This is a genomic window from Armatimonadia bacterium, from assembly GCA_039679385.1.
In the GTDB taxonomy this organism is placed as follows: domain Bacteria; phylum Armatimonadota; class Zipacnadia; order Zipacnadales; family JABUFB01; genus JAJFTQ01.
The window spans coordinates 1-22,724 of record JBDKVB010000068.1 but is presented as its reverse complement, the minus strand read 5'-3'; the positions used below and the strand labels follow the sequence as shown (position 1 = coordinate 22,724).

15 protein-coding genes are annotated in these 22,724 nt (G+C 65.6%); 6 read left to right on the top strand and 9 right to left on the bottom strand.

Annotated elements, in window-relative coordinates; translation table 11 throughout:
- Positions 1-66 precede the first annotated feature (66 nt).
- Both ABFE16_07115 and ABFE16_07110 read left to right on the top strand, forming a co-directional pair.
- The gene (locus ABFE16_07115) at positions 67-4,803 is read left to right on the top strand and encodes a hypothetical protein (GenBank protein MEN6345062.1); all 4,737 of its coding nucleotides are present in this window, start codon (positions 67-69) and stop codon (positions 4,801-4,803) included.
- 15 nt (positions 4,804-4,818) lie between these two features.
- On the top strand, positions 4,819-7,125 hold the full coding sequence (locus tag ABFE16_07110) for an alginate lyase family protein (protein ID MEN6345061.1): 2,307 nt from the start codon (positions 4,819-4,821) through the stop codon (positions 7,123-7,125).
- 16 nt (positions 7,126-7,141) lie between these two features.
- Here ABFE16_07110 and fabG read toward each other — a convergent pair whose 3' ends face one another.
- The 3 genes from fabG to ABFE16_07095 form a co-directional block, all read right to left on the bottom strand.
- Positions 7,142-7,888: a 3-oxoacyl-[acyl-carrier-protein] reductase gene (gene fabG, locus ABFE16_07105; protein MEN6345060.1), complete on the bottom strand. Its 747-nt coding sequence runs from the start codon at positions 7,886-7,888 to the stop codon at positions 7,142-7,144.
- Entirely contained in the window at positions 7,881-8,147 is a 267-nt protein-coding gene (locus ABFE16_07100; protein MEN6345059.1) for a hypothetical protein, read from the bottom strand. Before ABFE16_07100 ends, fabG begins: the two co-directional genes overlap by 8 nt.
- 84 nt (positions 8,148-8,231) lie before the next feature.
- Positions 8,232-8,744, bottom strand: coding sequence for a biotin/lipoyl-containing protein (locus ABFE16_07095; protein MEN6345058.1), 513 nt, complete (start codon positions 8,742-8,744; stop codon positions 8,232-8,234).
- A gap of 316 nt (positions 8,745-9,060) precedes the next feature.
- On the opposite strand from ABFE16_07095, the gene tpx reads away from it, so the two are divergent.
- Positions 9,061-9,594, top strand: a complete 534-nt coding sequence (gene tpx, locus ABFE16_07090) for a thiol peroxidase (GenBank protein ID MEN6345057.1) — start codon at positions 9,061-9,063, stop codon at positions 9,592-9,594.
- A gap of 165 nt (positions 9,595-9,759) precedes the next feature.
- Here tpx and ABFE16_07085 read toward each other — a convergent pair whose 3' ends face one another.
- Both ABFE16_07085 and ABFE16_07080 read right to left on the bottom strand, forming a co-directional pair.
- A complete protein-coding gene (locus tag ABFE16_07085) occupies positions 9,760-10,107 on the bottom strand; it encodes a histidine triad nucleotide-binding protein (GenBank protein MEN6345056.1) in 348 nt (115 codons plus the stop codon).
- Between the two features lie 32 nt (positions 10,108-10,139).
- A complete protein-coding gene (locus ABFE16_07080; GenBank protein ID MEN6345055.1) occupies positions 10,140-10,898 on the bottom strand; it encodes a sugar phosphate isomerase/epimerase family protein in 759 nt (252 codons plus the stop codon).
- Positions 10,899-11,081: 183 nt separating this feature from the next.
- On the opposite strand from ABFE16_07080, the gene ABFE16_07075 reads away from it, so the two are divergent.
- Both ABFE16_07075 and ABFE16_07070 read left to right on the top strand, forming a co-directional pair.
- The gene (locus ABFE16_07075; protein ID MEN6345054.1) at positions 11,082-12,482 is read left to right on the top strand and encodes a sulfatase-like hydrolase/transferase; all 1,401 of its coding nucleotides are present in this window, start codon (positions 11,082-11,084) and stop codon (positions 12,480-12,482) included.
- 56 nt (positions 12,483-12,538) lie between these two features.
- Positions 12,539-13,690: a uroporphyrinogen decarboxylase family protein gene (locus tag ABFE16_07070; protein ID MEN6345053.1), complete on the top strand. Its 1,152-nt coding sequence runs from the start codon at positions 12,539-12,541 to the stop codon at positions 13,688-13,690.
- Between the two features lie 63 nt (positions 13,691-13,753).
- Here ABFE16_07070 and ABFE16_07065 read toward each other — a convergent pair whose 3' ends face one another.
- Positions 13,754-16,264 carry a sugar-binding domain-containing protein gene (locus ABFE16_07065; GenBank protein ID MEN6345052.1) on the bottom strand — a complete coding sequence of 837 codons (2,511 nt, stop codon included), beginning with the start codon at positions 16,262-16,264 and terminating at the stop codon, positions 13,754-13,756.
- Positions 16,265-16,387: 123 nt separating this feature from the next.
- On the opposite strand from ABFE16_07065, the gene ABFE16_07060 reads away from it, so the two are divergent.
- The gene (locus ABFE16_07060; protein MEN6345051.1) at positions 16,388-19,477 is read left to right on the top strand and encodes a glycoside hydrolase family 38 C-terminal domain-containing protein; all 3,090 of its coding nucleotides are present in this window, start codon (positions 16,388-16,390) and stop codon (positions 19,475-19,477) included.
- Positions 19,478-19,528: 51 nt separating this feature from the next.
- On the opposite strand, the gene ABFE16_07055 is transcribed toward ABFE16_07060, so the two are convergent.
- The 3 genes from ABFE16_07055 to ABFE16_07045 are packed head-to-tail and all read right to left on the bottom strand — an operon-like array spanning position 19,529 to position 22,672.
- The gene (locus ABFE16_07055) at positions 19,529-20,266 is read right to left on the bottom strand and encodes an MBL fold metallo-hydrolase (GenBank protein MEN6345050.1); all 738 of its coding nucleotides are present in this window, start codon (positions 20,264-20,266) and stop codon (positions 19,529-19,531) included.
- Between the two features lie 33 nt (positions 20,267-20,299).
- A complete protein-coding gene (locus tag ABFE16_07050) occupies positions 20,300-21,646 on the bottom strand; it encodes a DUF58 domain-containing protein (GenBank protein MEN6345049.1) in 1,347 nt (448 codons plus the stop codon).
- A 36-nt stretch (positions 21,647-21,682) separates the two neighbouring features.
- Positions 21,683-22,672, bottom strand: a complete 990-nt coding sequence (locus ABFE16_07045; protein MEN6345048.1) for a MoxR family ATPase — start codon at positions 22,670-22,672, stop codon at positions 21,683-21,685.
- Between the last annotated feature and the right edge of the window lie 52 nt (positions 22,673-22,724).

Genomic DNA, 22,724 nt, shown 5'->3' with positions numbered 1-22,724 from the left:
TGACGGAGTGTCTCTTGTGCTGCCCGTATCGATCCATCCGTACCAAGTTCCGCCCGGAGAACGGTGATGACGATGAACCGCGTGCTTGCCGCTGCCCTGCTCCTTATAATGCTCGCCCTTCCTGCCTTGGCCCAGGACCGAGACCGTGATGGTCTCCCCGACGCCGTGGAAGTCAAGCTCGGCACCAATCCCGATCTTGATGAGGGCCTGCAGGTGGTCATCGACGACGGCCTGCGAGGTCAGACGGATAAGTCCGGACGTGGCCCGACGGCCCCGGATGTCGACAAGGTCTACTTCGCCCACGTCGCCGGCGACCGCTATGTATGGAAGGTCACCTTCGCCGCAGACTACCCGACAACAGACGTCGTCTTCCACCTCTACACGGACCTGGATGACGACAAGACCACCGGCCGCCAGGAGGCCGACTGGGTACGCGGCGTTGACGTCATGTACAGCGCGGTTGATGCCCGTACAGACCCGCGCATCCTCAATCCCGCCCCGCGCGTCAATGCCGCCATCCCTGTGCGGATGGTCTTCGAGGGCAACACCCTCTACATCGCCGACGACGTCCACATCAAAGCTATCGACGGCAAGACCCACTTCCGCATGTACGTGCTGAGCCACATCGCCTCGAAGCCCAGCGACAGCGACACGGCTGACTGGGTGTATGCCGAGGTGCCGCTGCATCCCGAACGTGTCCTTCCCAAGTCGCCCTTCGCCACGCCGGAGAACTCGGAGGGGCTGTACATGAGCGACTTCCCTCAGCTCACCTATGGCCTGTGGCAAGACCCGCAGAACGTGCGTCTCAAGGCGGGCGACGCAACCGTCGAGGGCTACACACTCCTCATGAGCGACGATTTCGACGGTGCCGGGAGCGTTAGCTGGAAGAGCCCCGTGTCGGGCCAGTACCGGGTCGGCCTGGTGCTTCACGATGACGCAGCCCGTCCCGAAGCCCTGGACGTTCTGGTCAACGGACGCAAGGTCAGCACCATCGTGGGCAGTTCCCCATCCTCGCGCGATGTTCTGTACTACACCGCCGAGCCGGTGGCCATCACGAAAGGCCAGACGGTTGAGGTCCGGACCGCCGAGAACGGAGGCACCGCCCGCTTCCTCAATGTGTGCCTGCTCGCAAGCAAGCCTCAGGCGCCCAAACTGGTGGTCGAGAACCTCGCTGCCTGGCACCTCCCTGACGTGCCCGGAGAGCCCGCAGGTCGCGTGATGGTCGCCTGGACGACAAACCGCCCCACTGAGGCAACGGTCCATTACGCCCTTGCGGGACCTGAGGCCTTTGAGCAGAGCGGCGACCTGCCCGAAAACCGTGGCTTCACCAACAACCACATGATCTACTTGCCGCCAGACCTGCGAGCTTCGGCCTACCAGCTCACCATCACCTGCAAGGAAGCGCCGCAGACCGCCTACGAGGCCCAGACTGCCACAGCCTCCTACCGGGTCTGGCGCAACGCGGCAGCCCACCGTCGCAATGAACTGGGCCTGGCTGCGGACAGGGCGAGAACCGCCCAGCGCATCACGCTCACCGTCCACGAGCCTACCTACCGGCCCCGGGCGGACTGGCCTGTGACTTCCGGCGTTCCGCTACCCGACGGGACGGTCGCCGACCCGGCCCAGTGCCGCCTCTTGGACAGCAAGGGAGACGTGGTTCCCGCGCAGTTCAAGGTAACCTCGCGCTGGCCCAGTGGTGACATCCGCTGGATGCTGGTCGACTTCCTTGCGAAGACCGCAACCTCCGAGGACGCCACCTATGTCCTGGAATGCCCGGTGGCGGCCGCCGAGGCCAAGCCCGGAGTGACGGTGACCTCCGCTGCCTCGAAGGGCACCACCGTCGGCCAACCCCTCGCAGTCCTCACAGCGCCGGTAGTGGTTGACACCGGGGCAGTGACCCTCCAGATCGCCGCTGACGGCTTCGCTCCCTTCGCGCAGGTAAGCGTCGCGGGCAAGCCTGTCTCGGCAGGAGACCCCAGGGCTTGCGGGTTCGAGATCACTGACGCCGAGGGTGTCGTCTACTCGTCGGCCCTTGCACCGCCCGAGCAGATCCTTGTCGAAGACGCTGGTCCGGTCCGCACGACCCTGTGCATCAAGGGCAAGCTGGTCAGCGCCACCGGCACCGGCTTCATGCGCTACGTCTGCCGCCTGACCTTCTGGGCTGGTCAGCCCTTCGTCAAGACCAGCCTGTGCCTCGACAACGACGTGACCACCGCCGACATGAGCCTGTTCCAGGGAGTACGGGTCAGGATCCCGGCGGCACTCGCGGGGGCTCAGTTCACCTGCGGCGGCGACGGCAAAGCCCTGCCCCTCAAGGCGGGCGAACGCCTGCTGCAGGACGAAGACAACCGCTTCACCGCCGGCGAGACTGCGGGCAAGCGTGCCAATGGCTGGCTCCTGGCCCGTGGGCCACAGTCGCTCGCAGTGGTGATCCGCGACTTCTGGCAACTCTACCCGAAGGCCCTCAGCGCCGACGACAACGGCTTGCTAGTCGAGCTCCATCCGAAGCTCCCCGCCGACCAGTACGCAGGCGCTAGCGACGACGACGTCAACAAGCTCTACTTCTGGTGCGACAAGGGCCGCTACAAGGTCCGACAGGGCGTCCGACTCAACACCGAGTTTGCCGTAGACTACCAGCCTTCTCCCATCTCGGCGGCAGCTGGTCAGTACTCCGCAGGCCTCTTCTGGCAGAAGCCTCTCTTCGCTGCCTGTGACCCTCAGTGGTACTGCGCAAGTGGCGCCTTCGGTCCGATGTTCCCGCGCACGCCGGGCAAGTTCGATGGCTACGAGACGACCCTGGACAGCGCCTTTGGCCAGTTCATGCAGCGACGCGAGCAGATTCGCGAGTACGGCTTCATGAACTACGGCGACTGGTTCGGGGAACGGACCTGGAACTGGGGCAACGGCGAGTACGACACCCAGTGGGCGATGGCCGCCAACTTTGCCCGCACGGGCAACCTCGACATGCTCTGGCGTGCCGAGCAGATGGAGCGTCACAAGGCCGACGTGGACACGGTTCACTATTGGTCGAACCCCTCAAACATCGGGGCTGAGTACGAGCACTGCACCGGGCACACCGGCGGCTACTTCGACCAGTCCTGGAAGGACATGGGCTGGTTCAACACCGGTCCTCATGACTCCGGCCACAGCTGGTGCGAGGGCCACGCGTACGTGTACGCCCTGACCGGCGACCCACGCTTCCTCGAGACGGCACAAAGCGTCGCCGAGTGGCTCTCCGCCCGTACCACCGACTTCCGCTATGGCGCTGAGCGGCAGGCTGGCTGGGCCATGACCGGCCTGATGGGCACCTACAACATCACCAGCAACCCGACCTACCTGAACGCCTCCAAACTCGTCGCCGATACCATGATCTGGACGCAGCACCCCGACCGCGGCATCTGGGGTCACTGGCAGGACCCGAATGAGTGCAAGCACACGCCGCGCTGCTGGGGCTGCAAGGCCTTCATGACCGGCGTCCTCCTTCACGGCCTCAAAATGTACGATCTCGCTCAGCCCCGGGAGGACCTGCGGGCCGCCTACCTCAAGGGCTGCGAGGCGCAGTGGCGGGAGATGTACGTGCCGGCCGACAAGGGCTTTGCCTACTCCCAGTGCAAGACCTTCCAGACCAAGGGAGGCGCCTGGACCGTCAGCCTCAACGGAGACGGCCTGGCCTATGGCTGCCGCATCGACCCGGAACACGCCAATAAGGACCTGCTGCTCGAAGCCACCTCAATGTTCATGTATCGCGGCGGCCTCAGCTCCTTCGGCAAGACCTTCACCCAGTTCACCTGCTTCATGCCCTGGATGCTCTCCGAGCTTAACGCCCTGGGCCTCGCCGACGCACCTGAGCTGACCTTTGGGCCGGATATGGAGCGTGCCGAGATGCGCAGTCACGTGTATCTCGCACCCGGCGAGACCAGGCAAGTCAACCCTCTGATCGTCCACGCGGGCAGCAAGCCTCTTGCCTGCAAGCTCTCGGTGACCGACGATGCGCACAACTGGCTCCAACTACCCAGACAGGCGGAATGGGAAGCGCCCGTCGGAACCGCCTTTGGACCGGCTGTGGAGGTGCGGGTGCCGCAGAACGCAGCCGACGGCACCACGTATACCGCAACCCTGAGTCTGCAGCGTGGTGAGGCGAGCAACACTCCTCTTCCCCTGTCCGTCACCGTGGTCGCTCCGCAGAAGCTCGGCGACCGCATCGGCTGGGTGACCGGCGAGGGCGACCCGCTGGCGCAGGCCGCTGAGGCAGTCGGCGTCAAGCCTGAGGTCATCGCCGACCTGTCGGCTCTCAGCGATAGCGACCTTCTCCGCTACCGGACGCTGATCGTGGGCGACGAGGCATACACCAAGGATTTCGGCAAGATCCGCTCCGCTACTCAACGTCTGGAGCGCTGGGTCGCGGCCGGCGGCAAGCTGATCGTCGGGCAGCTCAACGACGACCAGTGGTCGCCCGCCTTCCTGCCTCTCGACCTGGCAGTCAGCGACACCGACGACAGGACGGGAGACATCAAGACACCGGGGCATGCGCTCTTCAGCACACCGAACCGGATCCAGGACCTGTCGGAAGTTACGAGCTACGACACTGTGGCCCTCGCAGCACCGGGCTGGAAGACTCTGGCCTCCACCCTCAACGGTAGCCCTGCGATCCTGCAGGCGAAGGTTGGCGCAGGTGAAGTGCTGGTGGTCAACCCCAGCTTCGACCGACCGGTGGCTGATCCCGGCTCCCAGGACGCCGCCAAACGCGAGGTCTGCACCAAACTGATCCGCAATCTCCTCGTCTATGCGGGGTATCCTGCGTAGATTCGGGAAGCATCAATGACGCGCCGAGCACGCGATAGGACAGGTCGGCGTGACCTGCCGACGGACCACACCTGCTGTTCCAGACGAGGCGCCACGCTCTACGGGCTCCTCTGGGTTGTGGGCTGTGCGTGGTTCCTGTCGGGCACCTTGCCTGCCAACTGTGCAGGCGAGGTGCCCGGTGTCTCGGCGCGCTTCCTTGCGGGCCAAGTCGAGGAGCTCCCGACGGCCGACCCGACCAGACTACTCCAGCGCGAGCTCTACCCGGACCAGCCCTTCGAGCAGCCTCTGGAGCCTGCCTCCTTGCTGCAGTTCCGCGACTTCTACACCTCCTCGGGCCTCTACCTGCTGCTCGCACCGGCACAGGTGAGGGCCCTGCAGGACGCCCTACTCAAGGACAGTGCGGTGAAGCAGCAAGTGGAGAGCTTCCTCCAGAGCGTCCAGGAGGCAGTCGACCGTCCTCTGCCCGGCGAGGAGCCCACTACCGCGCCGGAGGGCACTGCTCCTCAACCACCCCGAGACAGCGCCCAGACCATGTCCGCGCTGATCGCGCTCCGCCAGTCCTGCGCCCTGGCCTTCGCCGTCACGGGCGAGGAGCGCTATGCTCAGAAGTCCTGGGAGGCCATGCAGGCCTGCATCTCTCGCTTCTACCTCTCCGGGGTGCTGAAGACGCCGCTGCCCTGGCAGTCACCCCTCAGCGAGGGCTACGAGCTCTACGACGCCGCCTCCGCCTATGATCTGATCGCCCACTGGGAGGGCCTGCATCCTCTCGACCATGCGCTGGTCTTCAACTACCTGCGCCGGCTGGGGCAACGGGCGGCCTACGCCGTCGAGCTCTCCCCGGTACTCGGTGCCGACCAGGGCGTCTGGACCTGCGGCCTGGGCTCCATCGCCCTCTACGCTCCGAGCCTGCCGGAGGCACCACACTGGCGGGCGCTTGTCGAGGAGCGGCTCAACAACGTGATGGCCGACTTCATGGCCGACGGCGGGCAAATCGAGTCCGACCCGGGCCGCCAGGCGCTGGTTCTCGATCAGCTTCTCCGCTACCTCAAGGTCGCCCGGCAGCTCGGCGACAACCAGTTGATGGAGCGCAAGTGGGGCGAGACCGAGGTCACGTTGGAGGCGGCCCTGAACTGGGCGGCGCAGATCGCGACACCCCTCGGAGAGCTGCCGGGGATCAACGACTCCCTCACCACTCCGCTCGCCGCCTGCCCCTGGTTTCTCGATGCGCTCAACCTCTTCCAGCGCGGGGACTGGCTGAAGGCCGGTCGCATCACGCCGGCGGAGGTCGATTTCCTCCATCCGATCGCCGCAGGCCTGGAGCCCCGTGATCCGGACTCCCGCTCTGTCCTGCTCCCCGACACGGGCTTCGCGGTCCTGCGCGACGACTGGTCGGAAACCTCCAACTACCTGCTGCTGGACTGGGGACGCCATGGTGGCGAGCATGGGCACTTCGACCGCCTCAGCTTCCTCCTCTACGCGCAGGGCCAGCCCTGGGTGCTTGATGCCGGGTGCGCTCCCGAGCCCAACGCTGCACCGGACCAGCAGGAAGCCTGGCACCGTCAGACCCTGGCGCACAATACAGTCCTGGTGGATGGCCAATCGCAGGGCCCGGTGGACGGCAAGCTAGTGGCCTTCCATAGCCGCCCCAGGTACGACGTGGTGGCTGCGGAGCACGAGGCCTACCCGGACCTGACGCACCGTCGCACCGTGTTCCATCCCCGCGGGGGCTATTTCCTGATCCTGGATGAGCTGCTGAATCGCGCGACCCGAGAGCGACCGGCGGAGTGGCTGCTGCACGTTGGCGGACGACGGGAATCCGGGACTGCGGGGCGTTTCGTCTTCTGGCGCGAGGGAGGGTTTGGGCTGTCTGCGGTGTTCGCTCGTGGCCTGGGCCTTCGCGGGGCGACGATCGACGAGGGTCTCTGTGGCGGTTACGATGGCGTCTCGCCGGCCTTCGATCCCTTGCCCGGAGGTCCCGCACTCAAGCCTGGCGATCCCGGTTGGGAGACCATCCCCTACATCGGCCTGCGCAAGGTCATCGCACCCCGGGCAACGGGTGCCTACTGCGTCCTGCTGCAGCCCTTCAAGGGCACGGAACCTGAGGTCACTGTCGAGGCGACACAGACCCCGCAGGCCTACCTGATCGAGGTGCACAGCGGGAACCAGCAAGACAGAATCGTGGTGCGGCGGAGAGATGCGGCAGGGGGAATGGCACGAGGCATGGACTTGGCCACGGATGCGGGCTATGCCTTCGTGCGGGAGCAAGGCGACCAGGTCGTCGTGCTGGAGTACGAGGACGGCTCTTCTCTATCCATCAACTGATGCAGGGCTGCCCCGCCTACATCCTCAGCCCACCATCGACCACGAACACCTGACCCGTGATGTACGAGGCCTCCTCTGAGCACAGGAAGGCTACCAGGCCGGCGACCTCCTCGGGCTTTCCGAAGCGCTGCAGCGGGATCATCTTGAGCAGCGCCTCCTGACGCGGAGCCTCCATGTCGGCCGTGAGGTCGGTCTCGATGATCCCCGGCGCGACGGCATTCGCCAGGATGCCCTGGGCAGCCACTTCGCGGGCCAGCGCCTTCGTGAAGCCGATCAGTCCGGCCTTGGCCGCCGAGTAGTTCGTGCGGCGTGGGTCGCCCATCAGCCCCGCGTCTGAGGCGATGCTGACCACTCTCCCCCATCGCGCCTTGAGCATCAGCTTCACTGCCCGCTTCGTGACTCGGTAGGAGCCCTTCAGCGACACATCGACGACTTCGTCCCAGGCCTCGTCCTTCATGAAGGTCAGGTACTGGTCGCGGACGACGCCCGCGTTGTTGACGAGAATGTGCAGGCCTCCGAACTCCGCGCTGATGGCCGCCATCATCTCATCCACTGCCACCTGGTCCCGCACATCAGCCTTGACGACCAGACAGCGACGGCCCAGAGCCGTGATCTCCTCGGCCACCTTCCGCGCAGCCTCGTCACTCGAAGCGTAGTTGACCGCGACGTCCGCACCTGCCTGGGCCAGTCGCAGTGCGATCGCGCGACCAAGGCCCCGGGAGGCACCTGTGACCAGGGCCACCTTGCCGGAGAGATCACTCATGTCGTGGCGACTCCTCGTGGGTACGTCGTCGCTCGCGGAGCTTCTTGGCACGGCGGATCAGGTAGGCACGGCCGAAGATCGCCACCACAATCGTCGCGGCCAGAATGCCGAAGGGCTCGGTGAAGAAGCTCCACAGGCAACCGGCACGACGACGCAGCTTGCCCGAAGGTTCCTCTTCCTCGGGCTTCACCTCCGCAGGTGCAGGCGGCACACGCCCGCTGTCCTCGCTCGCTTTGCCGCTGCCTCTGAGCTTCCACACTGCAGGGGCCTCCCCGGACGACCGGGCCGCCACCAGCCATGAATCCGCCGGATCGACACCTCCCGTTCTTCACGAGAGGGGGTGCTAACGCTGCTGCAGATACGCCTCCACGTCGGCCTCAGTGACCGCCTCTGGCGCATCCTTCCAGTTCGCGACCTCCTCGATAGCCACGCCGGCTTCGCGAGCGACCCGGCGGGCGGCCGGTGTCGCGCGAACTCGATGCTCGGCGACCGGCCGCTGAGGCTGCCGGACCGCCTTGCCGGCCGGAACCTCCAGGTCAAGCTCCAGAGCCGCCTTCGCAGTGTGTGCCTGCAGGAGCCGCTGATTCTCGGCCTCAACGCCTTCAGGAAGGGCCTCGTCAGCCGCACCAAGGAAAGCGATCGCGAACCCAATCGGCAGGACGCTCCTCTCGGGGCAGTAGGTGCGCAGGAGCACTCCGGGCGTCTCAAGCTCGTACTCGAAGGTCACCTTGTCGGTGATGATCTCGCACAGCGAGTCGCCCTCCTCAACCCGATCCCCCTCCTGCTTCAGCCACCGGTTCAGGGTCACTTCCTCGAGGTTCTCGGCCCACTTCTCAATCGTGATGAGCTGTCCCACGACGCGGACTCCCCCTGGGGCGGACTGTGATCCTGAGCGGCCTCTCCCCAAACCACTAAGCCTTTGGGCGAAGTATAGCACGGCGATTCCGGGCAAGTCAAACAACCGCAACTGCGCCCTCTTGATGGTGTTTTCGTGGCCATGTCCCGGTTCTTCACCACGCCCATCGGCGGGTTCCGCCACATACGAGATTCCGCTTCGCCGGCCTGTGAGTCGGTCGCAGAATCCGACTCTTCCGGGTGTGGCTGCGGTGCGTACTGGGTATACGCTAGTGTCCAGAGCACCTCGACAGGCAACCAGACAAGGAGGGATCGTCATGGCAACACCCATCGAGCGTGGCGGAGTAGTCACTCACAGGGGCAATCCACTGACCCTTCTCGGCCCGGCCCTGCAGGTTGGTCAGAAGGCTCCCCAGTTCACTCTTCGCCGAGGCCTGGCGCCGGACAGCGCCTACACCCTCGCCACCGATGCCGGCAAGCTCCGCCTGTTCAACGTCGTCCCGTCGCTGGATACCCCGGTCTGTGACCTCCAGACCCGGCGCTTCAACCAGGAGGCGGGGGCGCTTGGCGACAAGGCCGTCATCGTCACCGCCTCCATGGACCTGCCCCCTGCCCAGGAGCGATGGTGTCAGGCGGCGTCCGTGTCGAACCTCATCACCACCTCCGACTATTACGACCAGAACTTCGGCCTCGCCTGGGGCCTGCGTATCAAGGAACTCGGTCTACTGGCGCGCGCAGTCGTCATCCTCGACGCTGACGACGTGGTCAGGTACGTGCAGATCGTCCCGGAGATGACCTCCGAGCCCGACTACGATGATGCCTTGGCCGCGCTCGGGCAGATAACCGGTTAGCGTCCCGCCGTGGCGCAGGGCCACGTGAACCCAGAGCCAGAACCATCGGACCGGACCAGGGCAGCTTCCTACAGGGGAAGGCGCAAGGGTCCGGTCCGGTTCGTTCTTGCTCAGATTCCCGCGTGGCCGCTCAAGGCGGTGCGAGTCCGGCGGTTCTCACAGGGTCTATCCCGGAGGCCAGCTCATCGGACGTCCGCCGAGAACGTGCACGTGCAAGTGCGGCACGCTTTGCTCGGCATCCGGCCCGTTGTTGATGACCAGACGATAGCCCGACCCAGCAATGCCCTCCTGACGAGCTACCTCAGCCGCGGCCCGCAGGAGTTCGGCGACCATGGCATCGTCTTCCGGCAGTACTGCCGTGGCGTTCTCGAGGTGCCGGCGGGGAATCACCAGCACATGCACCGGCGCCTGCGGGTTGATGTCACGGAAGGCGACGACGTGGTCGTTCGAATAGACAATATCGCTCTTGATCGAGCCGTCTGCAATCTTGCAGAACAAGCAGTTGTTAGCCATGCGACAGCCTCCCAACGGGGCGTGGTCAGCAGCTACACGAGCCCGCTGTTCTTCGCGAAGTCCGTGCAGGCCTTGCAGATGGCCACGCATGCAGGCAGGTCCTTACCCGACACGACGGGGCCCTCAAGCTCGATCGTCATCGGGCCGGTGAAACTGGCTGCCTCAAGGATTCCGCGGATCCGCGCAAAGTCGACAATGCCCTCTCCCAGAACCGGGAAGTTCGGTGAGTGGAAGCCGCCGTCGGTGTCCTTCAGGTGCACGCTGGCCACCACATCGATGACCCGCTCGAGCTCCGTGGCGCTGGAGAGGCCCTCGTTGTAGTAGTAGATGTTGGCGGTGTCCAGGTTGATGCGCACGTTGGGATGGTTGAGCTCGCTCATGGTCTGGAGCATCCCGTCGGCATTCTGGCAGAAGGGCGGATGGGTCTCCAGCGAGATCGTCACGCCGCGCGTCTTCGCCTCGTCGCCCAGGTTCCGGAGCCTCGCCATGTGGATCTCGCGGTCGAGTTCCTTGCCGGTGGCGGAGCAGAAGAAGATGCCCACCCGTAGCTGATGGCAGGCTTCGAGGGTCTGGATGGCGGCGTCGATGGACTCCTCCTGGTCGAGGTTCACGCTTCCCGCCAGGGTCAGGATCTGCACACCAACGGCTTCGGCTGCAGCGGCAAGCTCCTTGAGTTGGTCCAGGGGACGGACGCCAATCTCCAGGGCGTTGATACCAGCGGTCGGGGCGTACTCCACGGCGTTCTGCCAGGAGCCGAAGACACCTTCTCGGATGGATAGTGTGCCGGGCATTGTACGGCTCTCCTTTGCGGTGGGTGTGGGATCGGCGGAAGCCAGAGTATACACCTTGTCCCTTAGGTGCGCGAAGACCTCCCTCCTGTGTTCCTCTGTTTGAGAGCGCGCCGCCGACGCTCAGCTTGCAGGTGTGTCGGTCGGGAAGCGAGAAGGGCTGAGGCAGAACCCGGGAGGTACAGGATGCCGCCGAATATCCTCTGGATCATGACGGACCAGCATCGCCTGGACTGCGTCGGGGCCTATGCGGAGACGCCGGTCAGGACCCCGCACCTGGACCGTCTCGCGAGTCGGTCGGTCGTCTTCGACCGCCACTACACAACCTGTCCGCTCTGTGTTCCCGCGAGGTCCTCTCTCCACACCGGACGGTACACCCACTCCTGCGGCGCGATCATCAACGGCTTCGGATCGACGCGCTTCCGTAAGGACAGCGTTCTGAAGCCGGACGAGGTCACGCTGCCGGAGTTGCTGGCGCAGGCGGGCTACCATGTGGGGCATACCGGCGTCGACCACGTGCGTGCTGAGCCGCCCTTGCGGCAACGTGGCTGCTTTTCGACCTACCTCAGCAAGGCCGAGCACACCCGGTACGCGGAGGAGAGGGGGCTCTGCTTCCCCTCGATGCGGCCGCACCAACACGAGTGCCCGACCCGCGTCGGCGACGAGACACGCTCGATGTTCTACTCCTCCCCAGTGCCCGGGGTGCATCCCTTCCCGCTGGAGGACTTCCTGGACGTCTTCTATGCGCGGAAGGCGGCCGAGTTTGTCGCGCAGGCGCCACAGGATCAGCCCTTCGCCTGCCTGTGCTTCCTGTGGCTCCCGCATCCGCCCTTTGTGATTCCCGAACCCTATGCGTCGATGTACTCGCCCGAGGAAGTCACCTTCCCGCCGAACCTGCCCGGAACCCAGGAGGGCAAGCCCCGGATGCACCTGCGGCACCTCCCCGGTCAGGTGGGAGCAGGCCGCTCTCTCGACGAATGGCGGGCTTCCTGGGCAGCCTACTGGGGCTGTGTAACCCTGGTGGATGAGTGCATCGGCAAGGTCTTCGCAGCGCTGGAGGCGCGAGGCGACGCCGACAACACGCTCATCGCCTTCCACCCCGACCATGGGGAGATGCTCGGTGTCCACAGCTACTTCCAGAAGATGGTCTGCTACGAGGAATCGGCCCATGTGCCGCTGATGATCAGCGGCCCCGGTATCACCCCCGGCCGTCGGTCCTGCCTTACGAGCCACGTTGACCTCTTGCCGACCTTCCTGGACTACGCCGGCATCCCCGTGCCCTCGCGGGTACAGGGCCATTCCCTGCGCGGCGTTCTGGAGGGTAGCGCGACCGGGGTCCGCGAAGCCGCCTTCAGCGAGTACAACGGCAATGCCGCACCAGACCTCTACCAGCGCTGCGTGGTCAGCGGCGACCACAAGTATATCTGGAACGCTGAGGATATCGACGAGCTGTATGACCTGTGCGAGGACCCCTACGAGATGCGCAACATGGCGGGCGACAGCGCCAAGCAGCCCGTCCGGCAGGAGCTGCGGGAGCGGCTCTCTGAGTGGATGCGTGAGACCGAGGACTTCCTCGAACTGACCTGACGCGTGCAGCGAGGCCGAGCATACTGCGAAGGTTCAACCAGGGGAGGGTGCCCGAGATGAGTGGTGAGCAACGACCGCAGAAGGCGCTTCTGGTCGCGGCCCTTCAGGGTGATGCTCCGAGGCCGCCGGCCTTTGCGCCGCTGTACCTGGATCTGTACCTGGAGCCGCTGCGGCGTCAGCGTCTGGCCGAGGTCTATGCCGAGTTGGCAGAGGGCGACAGCAGCCTGCGCCTTAGCCACTCCGAGGAGATCGAGGCGCAGCTTGAGGCCTTTGCCCGGGCCTGTGCGGTCTTCACCGAGCGACCGGCCTGGCTACCAACACGCCTCGGGTCGGGCCGGGAAGCCCTTGAGACCGTCAAAGTCACCTTCCCGACCGGCAAGTGCCTGCGCCACACACCACGGCGCCGCGAGCCGGAAGACCTACTGGCACCCTACGACGCTTCGGTGCCGGATGTGTGGGATGCGGGTGACCTGCCGGAGCCCGAGGATCTGCGCCGCCAGCCGGTCGCCTCGGCACAGGAGCTGATTGACGCCGGGAAGACGGAGCTCCCAGCGGGTGCGGTTGAGCGATTCGGCGACAGCTACCTGCTGACCGCCTCACTGGGAAGCCCCATGTGGCACGCCTACAGTCGCCTGGGGTTCCTGGGGATGATGGTCGCGCTGCGCGAGCGTCCCGAGGTCCTGGAGGCGCTGTGCGAGCTAAGCCTGCGGCAGTCTCTCTCTCAGGCCCAAGCCTTGCGCCATGCCGGGGTTCCCTGCATCTATGTCGAGGAGTGTCTGTCCAGCGCCGACCTGATCTCGCCGGAGGACTACCTGAAGGTCGCCTATCCGCCGACCCGCGACCTGATCCACGGCCTCAAGCAGTTGGGCCTGCGCGTGATCTACTACTACTGCGGATCGCCGGCAGGTCGTCTGGAGCATCTCGGCGCTCTGGAGGCCGACGCCCTGGCCTTCGAGGAGTCCAAGAAGGGGTTCGTGGTTGACCTGGGGCAGCTCCGGGCGGAGCTCGGGGCGAAACAACTGCTCTTTGGCAACACCAGCGCCGTCCTGCTTCGTGATGGCAGTCCGGAGCGGATCGCCGCCGACGTGAGACGCCAGTGGGACGCCGCCGGCCCAAGACTCGTCGTCAGCATGGGCAGCCCAGCGACGCCCGACACGCCTCCAGCAAAGCTTGATGCCCTGGCCAGAGGTGCTGTAGAACTCACATAGCCACCTGACAGCAGGTGTCAGGTGGCTATGCAATCGCAAACAGCCTGTCAGGCGCCCCGGAGCCTACTGCCGCACCAGCTCATTTCCGGTGTGGAGCACCCGAGGAGCCTCCAGACCCTCCGGCCAGGGCACCACGTACTCAAGGCCCGGCAGGAGGTCAAAGGCGTTGTCCGCCAGCGGGGCCTCGCCGTCCAGGTCGAGGCACACGCCCCATACGAAGCCCGACGAACGGAAACGCGCAACTCCGTTCTCAACGACCACGTCGATCTCCGGCCGCGGCAGCTTCAGGCACTTGAACCGCTCGCGCAGCAGACGGTGCTGGGCAACGACCCGGTCACCCTCGAGCAACACGCCGAAGGCCCCGGTGCGCTTGGGCCCCTGCTTGTCCCAGTCCTTGAGTGGGATCTGGGTCAGCGGCGCCGACATGTTTGCCGGAAGCGTAACAGCGAAAGTCTCGTCACGGGGTGTTGCGCCGTCGAAGCGGAACAGCCCGTGGCGCAGGACCCCGCTCCAGTCGTCAGGGCTGTCGTTCACACCCCAGACCGTCACCTGGTCGCCCTCCTCGGCCAGAACGACGGTGATCGGCTGGAAGGCCCGGCGCACGGGGTGATAGGCCAGCTTGCGGCGCAGGTAGTAGTCTACGATCGTCCAGCCGTGAGTGGTGGGCCAGGAGTCGTTGTACATCCAGAAGATCGCCGAGGAGCTGGTGAACATCCGCCGCCGGTAGTTGCTGATATACTCGGCCAGGCCTTCCGCTTGCAGGAGCGCACTGGCGAAGCAGTATTGCTCCAGGTCCATATTCCGCGGGTCGCGGTCGAGCCAGAACTTGACGGCCCGGTACGTAAGGCCCTCTTCCGGCCGCCAGAAGTTGGCGGCGTTGTCATGGTGTTCCCAGGCGACCGAGCGGAACTTCAGGTCGTCGCCCAGGCACTGCCGCAGGGTAGCCGGAGAACTGGCGCCCAGGACACCGCCCTCGTTCGGGAACCGGTCCACAAAGGTGCGGTAGGCCCAGAAGTCGGGGCCGTGCTCGCCCAGGCTCACCGACCATGGGTGCTGATCGCCCACCGTCGGCTCATTGGGGAACTGGTGGTCGGGTGAGTAGGGCGAACTCGGCCAGTAGGGCCGGGAGTCGTCCTCGCGCTTCAGGATCACCGGGATGGTGTGGTGATAGAGGTGGTAGTCGGGCAGGGCCTTGTAGCCGTCTACATAGCCCCAGGCCCAGGCGCCCCACTCCAACTCGTTGTTGCCGCACCAGACCACCAGTGACGGGTGCGAGGCCATGTCTCTGGCGTTCCAGGTGATCTCCTGGCGCACCTCGGAGACGAAGCCGGGATCATCGCCCGGGTACTTGGAGCAGGCGAAGGCCAGGTCATGCCAGACCAACACACCGCGCTCATCGCACACGTTCAGGAGCTTGTCCGAGGCATACCAGCCGCCTCCCCATACCCGCAGGAGGTTGAAGTTGGCCTCGATCGCCAGGTTCACAAGGTCGCGGAAGCGCTGCTCCTCGACGCCCGGCACGACCATGTCGGGAGGGACCCAGTTCCCGCCCTTGCAGAAGATCGGGCGACCGTTTACCTTGAGGGCGAAGTGTTCGCCACCCTCTGCGTGGGGTGAGCGGTCGATCTCAATTCGCCGAAGGCCGGTGCGCTTGCGACGTTCCGAGACCTTGCGGCCGCCGACCTCGAGTATTGCCACGACCTTGTAAAGGGGCTGGCCGCCGTGCCCGACCGGCCACCACAACTGCGGCTTCTCGATCTGCAGCGTCAGTTCGGGACAACTCTCGCCGGGTGGAAGCTCCATCTCAACATGCCCGTGTCTGAGGCGGGTCTCACCCGGATCAGACACTGCCACCCGCAGAACCCCGGAAGTGGTCTCTCCGGGGTTGTGGACAACCGCGCGCACCAGTAGTCGAGCGGTCTGAAGGTCGCGCTCCAGGTCCGGGAGGGCCACAAGCTGGTCGATCCAGGGCAGTGCGCCCCATTCCAGGCGGACATCGCCAATAATGCCGACGTTGATCATCCGTGGGTTCCAGTCCCACCCGACCTGGTACTGGGCCTTTCGCAGCCAGTGCCGCTTGTTGAGCAGTGTCTCGGTAGCCTGGCTGTAGGCTTTGCCCTCGCGGTCGGCGACACCATACAGCCCGCTCTCCAGCACGACACACAGCGTGTTCTCGCCCTTGCGCAGCTTGTCTGTGACCGTGAGGCGGCAGGGCCGGTGGGCGTTGCTATGCTTGCCGACCTCCTGACCGTTCAGATAGACCACGGCGTTCAGGTCCAGGCCGTCGAAGCTCAGCCAGGTGGGCTCGCGCAGCGCCTCCTCCGGGGCATTGAAGGTCGTACGGTACACCCATTGCTGCTCTTCAACCCAGCGGGCCTTGAGACTGTTAAGGCCAAGATTGGGGTCATCAAGAAGCCCGGAATCAGCAAGGGCTCGGTGCAGCTCGCAGGGAACCTGTATAGGGAAGTACCGAAGTGCATCTACGGGTTCGGGCTGTACGTCAGTGGAACGGCCGTGAAGCCCCTCTGTCCAAGACACGAGCCATGTTCCGTTGAGATTCAGGCTGTCAGGCATGATTCACACCGTCCTGTGTGCTGTGACCTGTGGTAGTGTCAACAGCCGCTATCTTCTTCGTTGCAGTGGATGCATTTCCTGCCACACAGCAATATGCCACTCCAGAAGGTGAGGCTTGGGCCGATGGATGAGCGCATCATCATCAAGAAGCTCCAGATACTGCAGGGCCTGGCAACAGAGCGCAGCCTCTGCGTCAGCCCCTGGGAGGCAAGAACCGCCCTCCACCACGGACCTGAGCGGTACGAGTATCTCGAAGACTGGCACAGAGTCCCGGACTCCTCTCGCTGGCCCGCCGGCGTGACCGTCTTCCTGCGGACCAAAGCGCAAGTGCCACCGGACTGGGACCCTGACTGCACCTTCCTGCGCTTCGGGATCGACGACCTGGAGGGGCTTCTGACGCTGAACGGCAAGCCCTGGGCCGGAGTGGACAGGCAGCATGGCCGGTGTCCGGTTCCCGTCGGGCAGGAGCTGGACCTGCTTCTGGAGTTCGATTCGGTTCCGCGGGTGCGCTGCGAGCCCGGCCTGTCGGGCAAGACCAGCTCCTTCGGCGGCGCGCACCTGGTGCAGGTCAACCCCGAGCTCGAAGCGGCCTACTGGGACTTGCGGTTCGCCTATGAGGCTTTCGCCGCGATCACCGATGAGCGACGCAAGGCCCTGCTTGGCACAGCCCTCGAGGAGGCCTTTCTGGCCTTCCGCCTCACCGGCGACCGGGAGCAGATCCTGGCCGAAGTCGCCCAGGCCCGAGAGCTCCTGGCCAAGAGGGTGAGCAGCATCAGCCCCGACCCGGAGGGCGGTCATATCTTCCTTACGGGCCACACTCACATCGACGTCGCCTACCTGTGGCCAATCAAGGAGACCCTTCGCAAGTGCGCCCGCACCTTCTCCACGGCCTGCTGGATGATGGAGCGCTACCCGCAGTACCGGTTCTCCTGCAGTCAGCCGCAACTCTATGCCTTCACGAAGCGGTACTACCCGGAGCTCTACGCGCGGATCCAGAGGTTGGTGGCGGAAGGGCGCTGGGAGACCACCGGCGGCATGTGGGTTGAGGCTGACTGTAACGTAACCTCCGGCGAGTCGCTGATCCGCCAGATACTGTACGGCCTGAGGTTCTGGAAAGAGGAGTTCGGGACCCGGCCGACGGTGTGCTGGCTGCCGGATGTCTTCGGCCACAACGCCGGCCTGCCGCAGATTCTGGCCGGCTGCGGCATTGACAACTTCTGGACCTGGAAGCTGCACTGGCAGGCTCGCAATCCCTTCCCCCATCACCTGTTCTGGTGGGAGGGTGTCGACGGCAGTCGTGTGCTGGCGCATATCCCGAAACTCGGCGGCGGGGCCTACAACGGCAGTCCGACACCGCAGCAGTTGGCCGAGGCCTGGCGGACCTACCTTGAGAAGGAGGCCTACCCGGACGAGCTGTTCACCTTCGGCTACGGGGACGGCGGCGGCGGCGTCAACGAGGAGCAGATGGAGTTTGCCCTTCGGGCCTGCGAGGGCCTTCAGCCCAGTGACAAGGAGTCTTCGTCCTCAGAGGGATTCCCAGGGCTACCGGCCTGCCGTCTGGGCACGAGTGAGGAGTTTTTCGCCGAGACCCGTTCTGCCGCTCCGACGCTTCCCACCTGGGTGGGCGAGCTGTACCTGGAGACCCATCGGGCGACCTACACTACCCAGGGACAGATCAAGCGCGCCAACCGCCGGTGTGAGTTGGCACTGCGCAATGCCGAGATGTCGGCGACAGTGGCCCGGCGTCTCGGTGTCCCCGTCGACATCTCCGTGCTCCGCGATGCCTGGGAGAAAGTCCTGCTGATGCAGTTCCATGACATCCTGCCCGGGAGTTCGGTCGGCGAGACCTACGAAGAGGCCCGGCAGGCGCATACCGAGGTGTTCCAGGCGGCGGTTGCACTGGGCAGCCAGGCGATCCGGCCGATCATCGGCGACGTTGCCGACACTCTGCGCTATGGCGTCCTCAACTCGCTGTCCTGGGAGCGCGACGGACTGGTGGAGCTCCTCGTGCCGGACATCGGCGACGACCTCTCCGCAGTCTTCGGTGGGCGGCCGGTGCCGGTGCAGATCGTCGGTCGCCGCGGTGACCAACTGATGATCCTGGTGGCGGGAGAAGGCACACCCCCGGTCGGTGGCGCTGTCTTGGAGCTGGAGGCCGGCTTCCCTGAGACCAGCAAGGTGACGGCGTCTGGACATGCCCTGGGGAATGACTTCTTCCGCGTCGAGCTCAACGCAGAGGGCGAGATCACCAGCCTGTGGGACAAGCGAGCTGGACGGGAAGTCATCGCAGAGGGTCAGTGCGCGAACCAGCTCCAGTTGTTCCAGGATGGGCCTGAGCGCGAGTCGGCCTGGAACGTCCACACGACCTCGACCCAGCGACGCTATGACTGGGATCCGGGCACCGAGGTCAAGGTCACCGAGACCGGCCCGGTCCGCGCGACAATCCAGGTCACCCGCACCCACGGGGAGACGACGCTGGTGCAGGACATCAGCCTGTACCACCACATCCCCTGGGTCGAGTTCCGCACCCGGGTGAGCTGGCAAGAGCGTCAGACCATGCTGAAGGCGGCCTTCCCGCTGGCGATTCACACCGACAAGGCGACCTACGAGATCCAGTTCGGAGCCATCGAGCGGCCTACGCACCGGAATACCTCGTGGGACGAGGAGAAGTTCGAGGTCTGCGCTCAGAACTGGGCCGACATGTCCGAGGGCGGATACGGTGTGAGCCTGCTCAATGACTGCAAGTACGGCCATGATGCCCTGGGCAACGTCCTGCGTCTCACCTTGCTGCGCGGATCGGAATACCCCGACCCCAAGGCCGACCTCGGCGAGCACGAGTTCACCTATGCGCTATACCCTCACGAGGGTGACTGGCGACAGGCACGGACCCCGCAGCGTGGTTGGGAGCTGAACGTGCCCCTGTTCTGCATCCCGACGGACATCCAGCGTCCGCCGACCTCCTTCCTGCAAGTGGAGGGACCGGCCATCGTGGAGACCTGGAAGCCGGCCGAGGACGGCGACGGGGACATCCTGCGGCTCTATGAGCCCTACGGCAGCCGCGGCGAGGTCACGGTGCACATCACAAAGGTGCCGGTGCGCGAGGTCGTGGCGTGCAATCTGATCGAGGAGAACGCGGAGCCGGTGCCGATGGAGGACGGGGTGTTCGGGTTCGCGATCAAGCCCTTCCAGATCCGGACCTTCCGAATCCGGTAGAGCGTGTGTCGGGGCGATCGGGGTGATCGCGCGATCGGGTGACAGGAGCTGTCAGGGCGCAGCCGGTTCCTCGCCGGGGACTGCGCCTTCACGGCGACGTGCGGCCTCGTCGCCGGCGAGGTGGTTGCGTAGTGTGCGGGCCTGGATTGGGCGGCCATGGCCGGGGTAGAAGGTGTGCACGCCGACCGCCAGCAGCTTCTCCCAACTGGTGTAGATCGCTTCAATGTCCTCCGCGAAGGGCGGGAAGAGCTCATAGCCCTCGTAGAACAGGCAGTTCGCCATCAGGTCGCCCACGCAGGCCTCGCCGTCCGGTAGCAGGAGGGAGATCGACCCGCGGGTGTGTCCGGGCGTCGGTACGACCCGGGCGTTGACTCCCCACTCTGCGAGCGAAGTTGGCCCTGTGACGGTGAGGTCCGGCTGAACCGGGGAGAAATGCAGGAATCGGGTGACACGGTTGCCGAACCAGGAGAGTACGCGTCCCCCGAAGGTCGCGCCCGGCGGGACGACGACGACGCCCCTCGCCAGCAGATCGGCCTCCGCCGCATGGACCATCACCGGACACCCGCAGAGTTCGCGCAGAGCAGATAGTGAACCGACGTGATCGAAATGGACGTGGGTGGCCAAGGCGAGCTTGATGTCGCCGGGCTCAATTCCCATCGCCTTGAGGTGGCGCAGGAAGCGACGCTCAGCACCCCGGAAACCGGCGTCGACGAGGATGTAGGCTCCCGGGTCGCCGACCAGGTAGCAGTTGCACTGTCCGATGAGCGGCAGCCTGTTCACCGTCGGCATCGCGGAACTCCGGTAAGGATCGCGCCTGGGCGGTCACAGCCGTCCGGTATTCTTGAGGCGCAGGTACTCATTCACAGCGGCCACCGACAGGGTCCCGGCAGGGACGTCGACCACGAGCACACCACGCGCACGCAACCGCGCAAGAGCAGTTTCGCGAGCGGCCAGCACCTGTCCTGCTACCGCCTTCTGATAGGCTCCCTCGACCTGTGCCGGAACTCCCCGAGCCACGCGCTCCAGATCTCCATCACGCAGCGTCACCAACAGCGGCAAGTAACGCGGACGCAAGGCCACAAGCTGCGCCAGGAGCCGCTGCGAGGCGTCGGCATCTACCAGGTCGGTGAAGACGACGACCAGCGCCCGCTTGCGCGAACGCTGCGTCAAGAGGGAGAACGCCAGGGGGTAATCCGGTTCCTCCAGGGCAGGCTGGAGCGCGTACATCTGGTCCACGAGCCGCCCGATCTGCGCCCGGCCCTTGCGTGGCGGGAGGAAGCAGTGAAGGCTGCTGCCGAAGGCGACCAGCCCGACGGCGTCGTCATGGGCAACCGCTACGTGGGCCAGCAGAAGCGCGGCGTTGATGCCGTGGTCGAGCTTCGACATGGGCAAGGGCTCTCCCCCGGCCGTCCCCGGCGGACGCGAGCTGACCTGCGCCCGCATCATGCGCCCCGTGTCGAGCATGAGGATCACATTCTGGCTGCGCTCCACCTCGTACTGGCGGGTGATGGGCTTGCCACGCCGGGCCGTGGCCTTCCAGTCGATGCTGCGGAACTCGTCGTCGGGCACGTACTCCCGCAGGCTCTCGAACTGCGTCCCCTCTCCCCTCTGCCGGAGCGCATGGAAGCCGACCTCCGTCAGCCGCTGCGACCGTGCGAGGAGGTCGTAGCGCTCCACCTCCACCAGGTTCGGGTAGACCTTGACCTCCTGGGTCGCCGGCAGGCGACGCTGCCAGGCGGTCAGTCCGAGACGCCCGCGGCCGCGCAGGTACAGGTCGCCGAAGGTGAAGTCGCCCCGCTCCAGCGGCGTCGTCACGTAGGTGACCTCGCCGCTGCCGAAGGGCTCGAGGGATAGCGACCGCATCCGCTCGGGTGTGCGGAATCTGACCGGCGGCGAATCCTTCACTTGCAGCTTCAGGGGCCAGCGCGAACGGTTGCGGAGCTTGATCCGGACGCGATTCGCCGCGCCAAGGGAGAGCTTGGCGTCGACTTCGCGGAGGGCCTCGACCCGCGCCACGCGACGAGTGACCAGCGCGTCGAGAAGCGCAAGTAGCACAACAGCCGCCATCCACCAGCCCCCGACCCGGGCGAGGCGTGGCTCGTAGGCGCTTGATAGGAAGACTGGGACGGCGCCCAGAAGCAGCGCCAGACCCGAGAGTGTCAGTTGCATCGCGTTTCCTTCAGACCCGGTAACCTGCCGGCGAACTCAACGTGGGACCGGCACCGTCGCCAGCACTCCCTGCAAGATGTCATCGGCGCTGAGACCCTCGATGTCGGCCTCTGGCCGCAGAACGATCCGGTGGCGCAGGACGGGCAGGGCCATCGCCTTCACGTCATCGGGTGTCACGAAGGTCCTGCCGCGAAGCCCCGCCAAGACCTTGGAGGCCTGGAGGAGCATGACGGCGGCCCTTGGACTGCAGCCGAGAACGAGGTTGGGGTTGAGGCGGGTCGCCCGCACTAGCTCGCCGATGTAATGCAAGACGGCCGGCTCCGCAGACAGCGCCCGGACCTGTCGGCGCACGGTGGCAAGCTCACCGTCGTCAGTGACGGGCTTGACGCCTGCTGCCTCGAGCTGGTCGGCATCGAAGCCCTCGTTGTAGCGCTTCAGCAGCTCGTCCTCGGCCTGGGCCGCCGGATAGGGAACCAGCAGCTTGAGCATGAAGCGGTCAAGCTGAGCCTCAGGCAGCGGATAGGTCCCCTCGTACTCGATCGGGTTCTGCGTGGCGAAGACGGTGAAGTTGGCCGAGAGTTGATGGCGCTCGCCGTCGATGGTCACCTGGCGCTCCTGCATCCCCTCGAGCAGAGCCGACTGCGTCTTGGCAGGCGCTCGGTTGATCTCGTCGGCGAGGAGCACAGTCGTGAAGATGGGACCCCGACGCAGCCGGAAACTCTGGGCGTTCGCGTCGTAGACGTTCGTCCCGACAATATCCGAGGGCATCAGGTCGGGGGTCATCTGCACCCGCTTGAACTCCATCCCCAGAGCCAGGGAGAGGGCCTTGACCAGGAGGGTCTTGGCGGTGCCGGGGACGCCCTCCAGCAGCACATGCCCGCCGGCAAGGACCGCTACCAACAAGGCCTGGATCGTGTTCTCGTTGCCGACGATCGCCTTGCCCAGGGTCTCGGAAAGGCGGCGTGCCAGATCTGCCGCATGGGCCGGCGTGGACTGCTGCTCGGAGGCGGAGGCATCAAAGGTCACGGGTCGTCAACTCCTGCTCGAGGTGTGCCACGTGTCGGGTCAGTGATAGGAA

What these genes read in the sequence shown, in the direction of transcription:
- ABFE16_07080 (MEN6345055.1), bottom strand. Translation starts at nt 10,898, where the DNA reads ATGCCCGGCACACTATCCATCCGAGAAGGTGTCTTCGGCTCCTGGCAG.
- ABFE16_07075 (MEN6345054.1), top strand. Translation starts at nt 11,082, where the DNA reads ATGCCGCCGAATATCCTCTGGATCATGACGGACCAGCATCGCCTGGAC.
- fabG (MEN6345060.1), bottom strand. Translation starts at nt 7,888, where the DNA reads ATGAGTGATCTCTCCGGCAAGGTGGCCCTGGTCACAGGTGCCTCCCGG.
- ABFE16_07065 (MEN6345052.1), bottom strand. Translation starts at nt 16,264, where the DNA reads ATGCCTGACAGCCTGAATCTCAACGGAACATGGCTCGTGTCTTGGACA.
- ABFE16_07055 (MEN6345050.1), bottom strand. Translation starts at nt 20,266, where the DNA reads ATGCCGACGGTGAACAGGCTGCCGCTCATCGGACAGTGCAACTGCTAC.
- tpx (MEN6345057.1), top strand. Translation starts at nt 9,061, where the DNA reads ATGGCAACACCCATCGAGCGTGGCGGAGTAGTCACTCACAGGGGCAAT.
- ABFE16_07085 (MEN6345056.1), bottom strand. Translation starts at nt 10,107, where the DNA reads ATGGCTAACAACTGCTTGTTCTGCAAGATTGCAGACGGCTCGATCAAG.
- ABFE16_07050 (MEN6345049.1), bottom strand. Translation starts at nt 21,646, where the DNA reads ATGCAACTGACACTCTCGGGTCTGGCGCTGCTTCTGGGCGCCGTCCCA.
- ABFE16_07070 (MEN6345053.1), top strand. Translation starts at nt 12,539, where the DNA reads ATGAGTGGTGAGCAACGACCGCAGAAGGCGCTTCTGGTCGCGGCCCTT.
- ABFE16_07060 (MEN6345051.1), top strand. Translation starts at nt 16,388, where the DNA reads ATGGATGAGCGCATCATCATCAAGAAGCTCCAGATACTGCAGGGCCTG.
- ABFE16_07115 (MEN6345062.1), top strand. Translation starts at nt 67, where the DNA reads ATGACGATGAACCGCGTGCTTGCCGCTGCCCTGCTCCTTATAATGCTC.
- ABFE16_07110 (MEN6345061.1), top strand. Translation starts at nt 4,819, where the DNA reads ATGACGCGCCGAGCACGCGATAGGACAGGTCGGCGTGACCTGCCGACG.